Origin of the sequence: Brucella pseudintermedia (assembly GCF_008932435.1) — a bacterium.
Classification (GTDB): domain Bacteria; phylum Pseudomonadota; class Alphaproteobacteria; order Rhizobiales; family Rhizobiaceae; genus Brucella; species Brucella pseudintermedia.
The window spans coordinates 366,141-379,159 of the sequence record NZ_WBWE01000002.1; the positions used below are offsets into that span (position 1 = coordinate 366,141).

Genomic DNA, 13,019 nt, shown 5'->3' on the forward strand with positions numbered 1-13,019 from the left:
GGAGCGGTCATGCCGCTCCTTCTCCGTTTCAGCTCAAGAAGAAGCCTGCTCGGGCATCCTCGGCAAACTCGTCAGAAGCTTCCTCGTATAGCTATGTTGCGGGTCGGAAAGAATATCCCGCGTATCACCCTGTTCCACGATCCGGCCCTTTTCCAGAACGATCAGCCGTTCACATAGCAGCGCGACCAGCGCAATGTCGTGCGACACCACCACGAAAGTGGTCCGTTCTGAAAGTGAGCGCATGAGTTCGATGATGCGAGCACGCGTCGTCAGGTCGAGTGCACTCACCACCTCATCGGCGATGATGAGATCGGGCTTCGAGACGATCGCCCGCGCAATGGCGATGCGCTGGCGCTGACCGCCGGAAAATTCGTGCGGATAGCGGCGAGCCGCGTCCGCAGGCAGATCGACGGAAGCAAGCGCTTGCGCAACGGCCTGGGCAATATCGGTCTGGATTTTCAGGGACCGCAGCGGTTCCGCGATAATATCAAAGACGCGCTGACGCGGATCAAGCGATGAATAGGGATCCTGAAACACCGCCTGCACCGAACGGCGGAAGTCGCGCATGAAACTGCGATTGCGAATGTCCAGCGAATTGCCGCGAAACGAGACATTTCCTGAAGAGGCGCGCTGCAATCCAAGCAGCAATTTCAACATGGTCGTCTTGCCCGAACCGGACTCACCGACAATGCCGAGATTGCTTCCGGTCTCAAGCTTCAGATCCACCTCATGCAGGACCGTCTTGCCCCCGGGATAGGCGAATGAAACGCGCGAAAGGTCCATCAACGTCATCGCGCAACCTCCAGCGCAGCATCGAACGCCCGCGCCGCAGCCACGAGCCCCTGCGTGTAGGGTTGCTGCGGGTCGGTGAAGAGCCTTGCGACCGGCCCTTCTTCTATAAGTTGGCCGTGCCGCAGAACCAGCGCGCGTTGGGTGACTGTAGCGACCACCGGCAAATCGTGGCTGATGAACAGAAGCCCCATGCCTTCGTCGCGCACCAGTTGCTCCAGCAGTTTCAAAATTTCGGCCTGCGTGGTGACATCGAGCGCGGTTGTCGGCTCATCCGCAATCAGAAGCCGGGGGCGGCAGGCGAGAGCCATGGCGATGGCCGCACGCTGGCGCTGCCCGCCCGATATTTCATGCGGCCAGGATCGGGCTATCCGTTCCGGGTCTGGCAGCGATACGCGCTCCAGAAGCGCATGGACTTGAGCATTCACTTCACTCGTTCCCAGCCTGCGGCCATCTCTTGCGGCGCGCCGGTGGACGACCAGACCAACCTGCTTGCCGATCCGCATCAGCGGGTCGAGCGCCGTCATCGGCTCCTGAAACACCGTTGCCACGCTCTGGCCGCGCAACGGCACCAGATCGCGGTCGCGCGCGCCGATGACCTGATGGCCATCAAGCATGACCGATCCGCTTGCGCGCATCCCATCCGGCAGCAGTCCCATGATCGCAAGCGCCGTCAACGACTTACCTGAACCGGACTCGCCGATCAGTCCGACCCGTTCCCCCTGCCCGACCGACAGCGAAACGTCCGAGACCAGCGGCTTGCCGCCGGTTTCGATATGAAGGTTCTCTACTTGCAGCAAAGCGCTCAACGTCGCCTCCTTCGCGTCGGGTCAGCCACGTCCCTCAGGCCGTCTGCGAACAGATTGAGCCCGATCACCAGCGACACGAGCGCCAGACCGGGCGCTATGGCGCCAAAGGGCGCCGTATAAACCGACGCCTGCGCTTCCTGAAGAAGCCGCCCCCAGGATGCGTTGGGCGGCGGTGCGCCGAGACCGAGATAGGAAAGCGATGCTTCGGCAATGACCGCGAGCCCGAACTGGAGCGCGAAATTCACGATCAATGTCGGCCAGATATTCGGCAGCACATGGATGCGAACCAATCCGAGCCACGACGTGCCGGAAATGCGCGAGGCCGTGATGTAATCCATCGCCAGAACCCGCTTGGCAAGAATGCGGGTCAGGCGCGCCACAATGGCCGAACCGGCAATACCGATGGCCACTATCGCTGTCGTGAGGCTGGCGCCATCGCTGGAAGCGACAATCAGCATTGCCAGCAGCAGCGTGGGGAAGGCTATCAGGATATCGAGCGTTGCAGCCAGAACGTCATCGAGTGTCTGTGTGGCAAACGCGGCAAGGACACCCAGCGTCACGCCAATCACCGCGCTGATCGCGACCGCCCCGCAGCCGACGACAAGCGCAATGCGCGAACCGACCATGATCTGGGTCATCAGATCGCGTCCCAGACGATCCGTACCGGCCCAATGCAGCCATGAAGGCGCTTCCAGCCGCCCGCCCACCATTTCGCCGACACCGTAAGGCGTCCATACCAGGGTGAGAAGCGCGACAACCAGGTGCACTCCGAGCAGCAGCCCTCCCGCGACCAGCGGCCATGGCAGACGCCAGGCTGGCTTGGGCTTTGAAATTCCCATTTCCACAGGCTCCGTCATGCTCGGTCTCCGGCAGATCGCTGGCGCAGACGTGGGTCAATCAGGCGTTGCAGCAAGTCCGCGGCAAAGCCCACCAGCAGCACCAGAAGCGTCGAAACAAACAGGACACCCTGAACGTTGGGATAGTCGCGCTGCTCGATGCCGAGCAGGAGCATCGAACCGAGGCCAGGGAGCGAGAATACGCGCTCGACCACAACCGCACCCAGCAATGTCGATGCAAGCTCGATTCCTAGAATGGAGATCACGGGCACCGCGCCGTTGCGGATGCCGTGACGGACAAGCGCCTGCGAGAATGTCGCGCCAAGCGCACGCGCGGTGCGAAGATAATCACTGCCAAGCACATCCTGCGTTGCGGAACGAACATAACGGATCAACGATGCCGACATGACGATGGCAATGGTCGCGACCGGCAATACAAGCGACTGGAACGCGGCAGGCGCTGTCTGCCATCCGCGCGATGGAAAGCCGCCGGAGGGAAACAGCCGCAACTTAACGGCAAAAACCCAGACCAGCAGAATGCCGATCCAGAAAACCGGCACGGCGATGCCCAACTGGGAAACGACAGATATGAGCGATCCATACCAGCGGTTCTGGCGCACGACCGACAGAATGCCGAGTGGCACCGCGATGATGATAGCAACGAGAAATGCCATCAGCGTCAGCGGCACGGTCACGATCAGCCGCTTGCCGATTTCGCCCAGAACCGGCGCTCCGCTCACAAAGGAATTGCCGAGATCGAAGCGCAAAAGGCTGCCGATAAAGCGCAGGAATTGTTCATAGAGCGGCAGGTCCGACCCGACCTGCTTGCGCGCGGCTTCGATCTGCGCTGCATCCGCGCCGACAGAAACAAGCGCGTTGGCGGGATCGCCCGGCAACAGGCGTAGCAGCAGAAACAGCACGATCGATGCGATGAGAACCGACAGGACCAGTATGGCCGAGCGGCGTATGATATAGGCGAGAATAGCGTTTACCTCTCCGATGTGAGGGGCAGCGCTCAGACCCTCATGCAAATACGACAACGCCGCCGGAAACTAATTCAGGCGGCGCGCGCTGTCGAGTTCATGTTCCCGATATCGACAGGCGGTTATTACTCCGCCTTCACGATGTCATAGGCGAAGAATTGCGAATTCAGGCCGTTGACCGGGTAACCGCTGACCGATTTCCTTGAAACGACAATCTGCGGATAGAGATAGAACCAGTTGCTGGCTGCATCCTCGGCGATGATCTTGTTGGCCTCGGTCAGTTTCGCCGTCTGTTCGTCCGTGGTCGCGCTCGCTTCCGCTTCCTTGATGAGATCGACAACCTTCGGATTGTTATAGCCCCAGTAGAAATCAGGATTGCCGTAGAACACGATGTCGCGATGGTTCACATGTTCCTGCAAGGTTGCCTGGAAATCATGCGCCTTGTAGACCTTCGTGTACCACTCATTGGCGGTAATGACGTTGATCTTGACCGTCACGCCGATCTTGGCCAGTTCGCTCTGGATGAACTGCGCGGCAATCGGGTGCGGATCGTAGTTCGGTGTGTCGATGGTGAAGGTGAAGCCATCCGGATAACCGGCTTCCTTCAACAGCTCCTTGGCGCTTTCCGGATCATAGGCGTCGACCTTTGTAAGATCGACATACCACGGATCGGTCGGCGGCACGAAGGAACCGATCAGCGTGCCGTAATCGCCCCAGACGGCCTTCAAGAGCTTCTGATCGTCGATGGCACGGGCAAGCGCCTTGCGCACTTTCACATTGTCGAAGGGTGCAACGCGGTCATTATAGGCCAAAAGCAGCTTGGTGGTGGACTGTCCTTCGCTGACCGTGAAATCTGGATTATCCTTGAACTGGGCCAGCGAATCCGGGCTTTGAACCGACGTGATAATATCGACGGAACCGGTCAGCAGCGCATTGTTGAGCGCGCTGGCGTCGGTGAAATACTGGAACACCACCTCGCCGTTCTTCGGCTTGGCGCCCCAATATTTATCGAAACGCTTCATCGACAGCGATGAAGCGCGACGCCAGTCTTCCAGCTCGTAAGGTCCGGTTCCGTCTTCCTTCGACTGCAAGTCCTTTGCTTCGTCGTTCACCACCCATACATAGCTCAGATTATACGGCAGCGAGATGGAACGCGACGACAGCTTGACGACAACCGTCTCGTCGTCAGGGGTCTCGATAGCCGAGATGGATTTGAGGCTGCTTTTGCGCGAGCTTTTCGATTCCGGCGCGGCAACGCGCTCGATGGAGAACTTCACATCCCTGGAAGTCAGCGGCGCGCCCGAGTGAAAAGTCACGCCCGGTTGCAGCTTGAACGTATAGGTAAGCCCGTCGTCGCTGACTTTATAATCCTTCGACAGGACCGGCTCGACCTTTCCGTCATCGGCCAGCCGGAAAAGTGCTTCATAGACGTTGCCGTTGAAGGCTTCGTTGATGCCCTGCCCCGCGCCTGCGGTATTATCGAGATTCTGCGGCTCATAGAGCGAGCCAATATTGATTGTCGCGTCGGGATCGCTTTCCTGCGCCAGCGCCGGGCTGAACGATCCGGTACCAAGCACCACGGCCAATGCCGCGCCCAGCCCCCAGGTAGCCAATCCGGGTTTGCGATTATGAATGTTGAAGCCGGCCATATTATTCTCCTGCGTGGAAAGTGCCTTGTCAGGCTCTCCGTCAGCAACGCTTATACCGCGACGACGAGCGTACCGGTACGCGGCGGCGGCGCGAGATGATGAGAATCATTAGAAATTTATTCCATAAAGAGTCAATCTATTGGACAAACCATCCGGACGCCCACGCAGACTGTCCGATATAAAGCGCCCCGCAAGGGATTAACCTCAAGAGATCAACCATGACCTATATGGATCGGCACCGTGTTCAGGAACTGCTTACCGCGGAAGGACTGGACGCACTGGTGCTTTTTCAGCCTGAAAACTTTCGCTATGTCACGGGGGTCGCCGCAGGCGTGGCGACAATGTGGGGGCGCGCCGGATCAGCCATAGCGCTTGTTCCGGCGGATGCATCAGCGCAACTTGGCGCGATCGTCAGCGATCAGGCGCTGGCAGCGGCTGGCGCCACGACTGATGACATCGACTTTCGCTCGCACAGAATCTGGATCGACGCCGTTACGGTTCATGGCGCGCGCACGATCGAGGACATTAATGCAGCCTATCGCGCCAGCGGCAATATCGGCCCGCGCCCGGAAACCTTCGACCAGCCAGCAGCCTTTCAACTGCTTGCAGACATGATCGCCGAACGGAGCCTCGCCCGGGCGAGCATAGGGATCGACCTCGAATTTGTACCGGCCGCCGATTTTGAACGCCTGAAAGCAGCCGTGCCGTCAGTTCGTTGGCGCGATGCTTCCGGCATCGTCAAGCAGTTGCGCTTGATAAAGAGCGCCCGCGAGATCGAGTTTCTGCGCGATGCCGCCCATTATGCGGAAAGCGGTTTGCAGGAGATGGCAGCGAAAGCGCGTTCCGGTGCCACGGCGACAGAACTTTCCGATGCCTGGCTCGCCGGAGCAACCAGTGCCGCCGAGGCGAAGGGCCAAGGCCTGTCCGGCCACTGGGCCTATATTTCGGTCGGGCCGAACCTCCAGAACCCCGCGGCACGACTTGCGGAAGGCGGTCTCGTCAAGGCCGATGTCGGTACACTGGTGAACGGTTATTCTTCAGACGGCGCGCGCACCTATGTCCACGGCGAGCCTGCGCCCCTAGCCAGGCAGATTTACGACGCGCTTTTCGAAACGTTCCATGCCGGTATCGCCTTGCTGAAACCCGGCAATACATTCGGACAGGTCCATGAAACAATGCTCAGCACCATGCGGCGGCATGGTTTTAGTGAATATTATCGCGGGCATTTCGGGCACTCGGTCGGCTCCGCGCTCGGGATCGAGGAATGGCCTTTCATCTCGCGCGGCAACAATATGGTCTTTGAACCGAACATGGTGCTGGCGGTGGAAGCCCCGTTTTATGCAAACGGCATTGGGGCTCTGATGATCGAGGAACAATTCCTCATCACCGCAGACGGGGCGGAAACGATGAACGCTCTTTCCCGCGAGCTTGTCTCGATAGGCTGACCAAACAGGCCTCGAGCCAGCTTTGGGCGCTTATTCCGCGGAAAGCGAGGCCGTGGAAAAAGATCGTCGTTCCGCTGACAACCGCCACAAGAAAAATAGGCTCCAAGCCAAACCCGGCGCGATGCGAAATAGAATGCGCCGGGTTGAAGCCGTGCACGGCACGGTCAGCGAATGCGCCGCAACAACCTTTCGCGATAGGTGTCGACAATCACCGCGAGGATAATCACCGTGCCGATAATGATCGGTTTGTAATTGTCACCGATGCCGAGCAATTGCAGGCCGGTCGCTAAAACCTGCAGGATGCAGGCACCCGCCAGCGTACCTACGATTGATCCCTTGCCGCCGAAAAGACTTGTTCCGCCGATGATGACGGCTGCGATCGCGTTGAGTTCATAGCCGACGCCCGCAATCGGGCTACCGATATTCAGGCGCAGGAGATAGACAATCGCGGCAATACCGGCAGTGACGCCGGAAATGACAAACGCAGCGATCTTGTATGCATCGGGATTATGTCCGGAAAGGCGCACCGCCTCATCATTGGCACCGACCGCATAGATCATGCGGCCGAAGACTGTAAAGCGGAGGACGAACCAGCCGACGGCGATCACAGCCACCGCGATCAGGAAGATCGAGGGCAGGAAGCCCCCGACTATCAGATTGCCGAAGTCGACAAACCCCTGTGGAAGCCCGGTGATGGTGGAATTGTTCGAGACCACGCGTGCCGCACCGGCGGCGATATTAAGCATGCCGAGCGTGACAATAAACGATGGGATTTTCCAGTAGGTTGACACCTTGCCGTTGATGAACCCGCAAAGCCCGCCAACGGCAATACAAGCCAGAACGGCAAGCGGGATCGACAAGGCGGGTTCCAGACCGGAAGTCATGATAAGTGCGCCCACGACCGTGCATAAGGCAAGCACCGAGCCAACGGAAAGGTCTATGCCGCCGGTCAGAATAACGAAGGTCATACCCGCGGCAAGAACCGTGTTGATCGCGATCTGAACGAAAATCTTGAGCGCGTTGCCCGACGTCGCGAAATAGGGCGCGGTGAAGGAAAATACGAGCGTTATCAGGATCAACGCTAGAAACACACCGGCATCACGCAACAGGAAGCGCTTCAACTTCTGGCGATCGACAGCATCGGATTGTTGGACAGATGGAGAAGTCGGTTCCGTCATGCGTGAACATGCTCCTGATAAGCGAGCGAAAGAATACGTTCCTGGTCGAATTGCAACCGGTCCAGTTCTCCCACCAGTTTGCCGTTGGAGAAGACGATAATGCGGTGACACATGCCGATCAGCTCAGGCAGGTCCGAGGAAATCATGATGATTGCCTTTTGGTTGGCGGCGAGCATCCACAAGAGTTGATAGATCTCGCGTCTGGCACCAACATCGACCCCGCGCGTGGGTTCATCCAGGATCAGCGTGGACGACCCACGAAACAGCCATTTTGCCAGGACCACCTTTTGCTGATTGCCGCCGGAAAGATTGCGCACCGGCGTGTCGACGGATGCCGTCTTGACGCGCAACCGCTCGACCAGCTCAGCCACTGCACTTTTTTCCACGCGACCGTCCAGCAGACCACCATGCGAGATTTTTTTCAGGTCGGTGATCGTGGCGTTGACATAGACAGGCATATCCAGCAGCAGCCCTTGGCTCTTGCGGTCTTCAGTCAGGAAACCGAGACCGTTGCGCACCGCATCGCGCGGGTAACGAATATTCACCGGCCTGCCATCAACATGGATTTCCCCTGCCGCTCTCGGATCGGCGCCGAAGATTGCGCGCATCACCTCGGTGCGGCCTGACCCGACCAAACCGGCTACACCGAGAATTTCTCCATGGCGCACGGAAAACGAAACCGGCGGGGCGCCGTTGTTGTGCCTGACATTCCTCACTGCCAAGGCGACGGCACCCAGCTTGATATCAGCGTTGAAGCCGTATTCATCCGCGATGTCGCGGCCGATCATCATGCGGACCAGATGCGGCACGCTCAACCCCTGCAGGTCGCGTGTCTCCACCAGCCGCCCGTTGCGCAACACCGTTACGCGGTCACCGATCTCGAAGACCTCGTGGAGACGGTGAGAGATGTAGATGATGGTGACGCCTTTCGCCTTCAGGCGCTTGATGATCGCAAACAGCCGCTCGATTTCCGGCGGCGTCAATGTCGCCGTCGGCTCGTCCAGAACCAGTAGTTTGCTGTCATAACCAAGCGCCTTGGCGATCTCCACCAACTGCATTTGCGCAACGCCCAGCTCCGAGACCGGCATCCGCGGATCGACCGCCAGACCGACCTCAGCCAGAAGCTCTTCGGCGCGGCGGTTCAGCGTTGCCCGATCCATGATCCCGAAGCGCCTCGGAAGACTTTCCAGCATCAGATTTTCGGCGATGGAAAGATGTGACAGCAGGTTGAGTTCCTGATGTACGATGCGGATACCCTGAACCTGCGCGTCATGCGGGGTCTTTGGGTTATAAGGCTGGCCGTTCAGAAAAATCTCGCCCGTATCGGGCTGATATATGCCCGCGAGAAGCTTGATGAGGGTCGACTTGCCGGCGCCGTTTTCACCCAGGATGATATGTGTCTCGCCACGCTGCAGTTCCAGCGTGATACCATTCAACGCAACCACACCCGGAAAGGTCTTGCCGACATTTTCCAATCTTAAAATGGCGTCGGCTGACTGCATGTCTGTTCCTGCCTGCCGGGTGGAGAAGAGCGGCGCCTAACGCGCCGCCCTATGATTGGCAATTTTTTAGAGATCCTGGGCGGTGATGAGTTTAATATCCGTCTTGACCCAGCCGGAAAATTTCTCGCCCGCCAGTTCCTTGAGGCCGTAATCAATGCCCATCGCTGCCATCTGCGCACCGAACTGATCGACAGTGGCAAGCATCTTGCCATCCTTGATCAAAGGCTGGACGGCGGGAATATTGTCGAAGCCCACCACCTTGATCTGCCCCGATTTTCCAGCCGCATCCAGCGCCTTCACCACGCCGAGCGCCATGGAGTCGTTGGCTGCCATCACGCCTTGAATGTCCTGATATTGCGTCAGGAAATTGGTCATCAGCGTGTTGGCTTCTTCCGTTTCCCAATGCGCGGTCTTGGAATCGAGCAGCGTCAGGCCGCCCTCGGCCACGGCATCGTCAAACCCCTTCTTGCGCTCCTTGGCGTTGTCGGCTTCGGGATTGCCTTCGAGGATAACCACCTTGCCGCCCTTGCCCAGTTCCTTGGCCAGAGCCAAGCCAGCGAGCTTCGCACCCTCGCGGTTGTCGGGACCGAAAAAGGCAAGATCGACACCGGCCTGCTTTTTTGCCTCCTCATCCAGCGCCACGTCAATGTTGATGACCTTGATGCCAGCTTCCAGAGCCTTCTTGACCGGCGTCACCATGGCCTTGGAATCCGCCGGGGCAAGCACGATCACATCGAACTGCTGCGTGACGAAATTCTCGACCGCATCCACCTGGGCAGCGAAATCCCGCTCGTCCTTCATGCCGACGGCGGCAAAAGAGAACTTGTCGGTGTTTTTGGCAGCGTAATCCTCCGCACCTGCCTGCATCTGCTTGAAGAACTCATTGGCGAGCGACTTCATGACCAGACCGACTTTGGGCTTGTCCGCCGCGAAAGACGGAAAGGACGGTAGAAGCAGAGCACCGGCGCCCAATGCGCTCGATGTTATAAACTGGCGCCGTGAAATTGAAACCCGACCCAGTCCTGTAATAATTGAACTTTTAGTCATGAATTCCTCCCCTCACTTCAGTAAAAATCTGTCGTGTTACTGTAGCGTAGTGCCGTGAATGTAATACTGTCAAGACGGCAAGATAGAGGGAAACGCTGACGGTTTGAGGTGCCTAGACCGACCTTACGCAGCAAGACCGATGACACTTCTCATCACAATAACTTCGGAGTGTTAGAAGGAGTTGACCGCCTCCGATGGGAACCGGCGGCGGACTTATCGGTTGATGTCGATGGCGGGCGAGAAACCAGCAAGGATAACTGCCATGTACAAGTTCCCAGCAATCGCAGCTTTGGTATTTTCGGCTCTCATTCCAACTGTTCCAGCACATGCGCAGAGCATTGAAATCGGTCCCAACGGTATAGAGGTCAATCCGGATGGGAATCGACGCTACGGCCGCGAAGAAATCAGCGAACGCAGGGCCGCCAGAATCGCGCGTAGCGAAGGGATGGACGAAGTCGAAAGCATCTCAAGGCGCAGGAACGTTTATGTTGTCCGCGGAATAGACCGTCGCGACGATGAGATGCGTGTAGTCATAGACCGCCGCACCGGCGAAGTACTTGAAGTGCGCTAACTGCCAAGAATACGTGCCAGCGGGAGCAATCAACAAAAGCGGTTCCTAAAGGTCGCTTTTTTGGCTGAATAGCGCCGGGATAGAATTGAGTTCCATCCTGCTACCCGCCGGATATTGAGCTACGCAAACCCGTATGTGTATCGAACAGATGCAAGCTGTTGGGAATTACATCGAGCCCGATATTGTGCCCTTCCCGCAGGCGCACGGAAGTTGGTACGGCGATACTGAAGATGTGTTTACCGGCCCGAATGGTAACCAGACGGTTCTCGCCGTGAAATTCGTTGCGTTCGATCTCGCCGCGAATTTGGCCTCCAGCCTCGTTCAGTCGGAATGCTCCCGGACGGATGCCGACCGTTACCGGACCCGGCTTCAAGCCGGAAGGACGCGGCAGGCTTATGGTTTCGTCGGCAATTTTCTCCTCATCAGCGTTCAGCTCGAAGAAATTCATATTGGGCGTACCGATAAATCCGGCGGCAAAAAGCGTCGCGGGCGCCTCATAGATTTCCTCGGGCGTTCCCATCTGCTCTATGCGCCCATCCTTCATCAGCACGATCCGGTCCGCCAATGTCATGGCTTCAAGCTGGTCGTGAGTAACATAAATACTGGTCGTCTTCAGTTCGCGATGGAGATTGGCGATCTCGACCCGAAGGCTTCCGCGCAATTTTGCGTCAAGGTTGGATAACGGCTCGTCGAAGAGGAATACTTCAGGCGTCTTTATCATCGCGCGGGCGATTGCGACGCGCTGTTGCTGGCCGCCCGACAGCTCGGACGGCTTGCGTCCCAGATAGACTTCAAGTCCCAGAGCGGCCACGACCGGCTTCAGCCTATCAACTATCGTCTGCTTCGGTATACCTGCGCGCTCCAACCCAAAAACGATATTCTCCTGAACAGTCATATGCGGATAGAGCGCGTAGTTCTGGAACACCATGGCAATACCGCGGTCGCCCGGATCGCGATCGTTCACCCGTTGGCCGCCGATCAGAAGATCGCCGCCTGTGATTTCCTCAAGCCCGGCAATCATTCTCAAGATCGTGGATTTTCCACAGCCGGAGGGCCCAAGAAAAACTACAAACTCATGATCGCTGATTTCAAGGTTGAAATCGCGGATGACTTCCTGCGCACCATATCGCTTCAATATGGACCGGCATTCCACGGTGGACATCAGTTTTTCTCCCCGTCCAGGATGATCTGCAGCTTGATGTCTGCCGCACGACCCTCTGCCGCGCGATCGAAAGCGGCAATGGATTGCTCGAATGGAAACACTCCAGAGATCAGCGGTTTGAGGTCAACCTTGCCTGCGGCGATTAGTGCGAGAGCGCGATCGAACACATTGGCATAGCGGAAGACCGTTTCGATCCGGCATTCCCGTGCCGTCGCCGCCGAAATGTCGAACGGGACGGGTTCGGGGGGCAGGCCAACCAGCACAACCGCGCCACCCGGGCGCACTATCTTGAACAAGTCCCGGACGGCTGCTGCGGCTCCTGAACATTCAAAGACTATATCCGCTCCCCAATTTCCGGTAGCATCATTGACCGCTTCCACGATGTTGGTTTCGCCAAGATTGATGCCGGTAATGCCGTCATAGCATTCTGCAATTTGCAGCTTGGCTTCCGAGAAATCCGAGATCAGAACGCGAGAACAGCCTCCTGCCAGGGCCGCAAGCGCAACCATGATGCCGATAGTCCCGCAGCCGGTCACGACGGCCGTATCGCCCGGATTGATGCGCGCCCGCGTTGCCGCCTGCATACCGACCGCAAAGGGCTCGACCATCGCGCCTTCTGCAAAGGAGACATTGTCCGGCAACTTATATGTGAAATTTGCAGGATGGACAGTTTCGGGGCAAAGGATTCCGTGGACGGGCGGCGTTGCCCAGAAACGCACGGCAGGATCGACATTATAGAGGCCAAGCTTCGAAGCGCGCGAGAGCGGATCTGGAATGCCCGGCTCCATGCAGACCCGATCTCCCGGCTTGAGATGCCTCACGTTCCCGCCGACCTCGACCACCGTGCCTGCCGCCTCGTGACCAAGCACCATGGGCTGATCGACCACAAAATTCCCGATACGCCCGTGCGTGTAATAATGCACATCGCTCCCGCACACCCCTACGGTGTGCAATTTGATGCGAACGTCATCCGGCCCCATGTCGGTTGGCAATTCAATGTCGCGCAGATTCAATTCGCCGATGCGTTCCAGAACAAGTGCTTTCATCG

12 protein-coding genes are annotated in these 13,019 nt (G+C 58.1%); 2 read left to right on the forward strand and 10 right to left on the reverse strand.

The genetic code is table 11. The features are described from left to right. Positions 1-33: 33 nt before the first annotated feature. The 5 genes from F9K78_RS04335 to F9K78_RS04355 form a co-directional block, all read right to left on the reverse strand. Positions 34-792 carry an ABC transporter ATP-binding protein gene (locus F9K78_RS04335; protein WP_121981893.1) on the reverse strand — a complete coding sequence of 253 codons (759 nt, stop codon included), beginning with the start codon at positions 790-792 and terminating at the stop codon, positions 34-36. Then, positions 789-1,598: an ATP-binding cassette domain-containing protein gene (locus F9K78_RS04340; RefSeq protein WP_121981892.1), complete on the reverse strand. Its 810-nt coding sequence runs from the start codon at positions 1,596-1,598 to the stop codon at positions 789-791. Before F9K78_RS04340 ends, F9K78_RS04335 begins: the two co-directional genes overlap by 4 nt. Continuing rightward, positions 1,595-2,455, reverse strand: coding sequence for an ABC transporter permease (locus tag F9K78_RS04345; protein WP_121981891.1), 861 nt, complete (start codon positions 2,453-2,455; stop codon positions 1,595-1,597). The genes F9K78_RS04340 and F9K78_RS04345 overlap by 4 nt, the downstream gene beginning before the upstream one ends. Next, positions 2,452-3,405, reverse strand: a complete 954-nt coding sequence (locus F9K78_RS04350; RefSeq protein WP_268902995.1) for an ABC transporter permease — start codon at positions 3,403-3,405, stop codon at positions 2,452-2,454. Before F9K78_RS04350 ends, F9K78_RS04345 begins: the two co-directional genes overlap by 4 nt. Before the next feature lie 137 nt (positions 3,406-3,542). After that, complete coding sequence (locus tag F9K78_RS04355; RefSeq protein ID WP_121981890.1) at positions 3,543-5,066, reverse strand: ABC transporter substrate-binding protein; 1,524 nt, start codon at positions 5,064-5,066, stop codon at positions 3,543-3,545. 218 nt (positions 5,067-5,284) lie between these two features. Between F9K78_RS04355 and F9K78_RS04360 the strand changes: the two genes are divergently transcribed. Continuing rightward, positions 5,285-6,511: a M24 family metallopeptidase gene (locus F9K78_RS04360; RefSeq protein WP_121987147.1), complete on the forward strand. Its 1,227-nt coding sequence runs from the start codon at positions 5,285-5,287 to the stop codon at positions 6,509-6,511. A 164-nt stretch (positions 6,512-6,675) separates the two neighbouring features. On the opposite strand, the gene F9K78_RS04365 is transcribed toward F9K78_RS04360, so the two are convergent. The 3 genes from F9K78_RS04365 to F9K78_RS04375 form a co-directional block, all read right to left on the reverse strand. After that, positions 6,676-7,689, reverse strand: coding sequence for an ABC transporter permease (locus F9K78_RS04365; RefSeq protein ID WP_121981888.1), 1,014 nt, complete (start codon positions 7,687-7,689; stop codon positions 6,676-6,678). Continuing rightward, complete coding sequence (locus tag F9K78_RS04370) at positions 7,686-9,191, reverse strand: sugar ABC transporter ATP-binding protein (protein WP_121987148.1); 1,506 nt, start codon at positions 9,189-9,191, stop codon at positions 7,686-7,688. Before F9K78_RS04370 ends, F9K78_RS04365 begins: the two co-directional genes overlap by 4 nt. Positions 9,192-9,257: 66 nt before the next feature. Then, a complete protein-coding gene (locus tag F9K78_RS04375; protein WP_121981886.1) occupies positions 9,258-10,238 on the reverse strand; it encodes a sugar ABC transporter substrate-binding protein in 981 nt (326 codons plus the stop codon). Between the two features lie 262 nt (positions 10,239-10,500). Here F9K78_RS04375 and F9K78_RS04380 point away from each other — a divergent pair, with 262 nt between their 5' ends. Further along, positions 10,501-10,809 carry a PepSY domain-containing protein gene (locus F9K78_RS04380; RefSeq protein ID WP_121981885.1) on the forward strand — a complete coding sequence of 103 codons (309 nt, stop codon included), beginning with the start codon at positions 10,501-10,503 and terminating at the stop codon, positions 10,807-10,809. Positions 10,810-10,909: 100 nt separating this feature from the next. Here F9K78_RS04380 and F9K78_RS04385 read toward each other — a convergent pair whose 3' ends face one another. Next, positions 10,910-11,971, reverse strand: coding sequence for an ABC transporter ATP-binding protein (locus F9K78_RS04385; protein WP_121981884.1), 1,062 nt, complete (start codon positions 11,969-11,971; stop codon positions 10,910-10,912). Beyond that, positions 11,971-13,017: an NAD(P)-dependent alcohol dehydrogenase gene (locus tag F9K78_RS04390; RefSeq protein WP_151682089.1), complete on the reverse strand. Its 1,047-nt coding sequence runs from the start codon at positions 13,015-13,017 to the stop codon at positions 11,971-11,973. Before F9K78_RS04390 ends, F9K78_RS04385 begins: the two co-directional genes overlap by 1 nt. Positions 13,018-13,019: the final 2 nt, after the last annotated feature.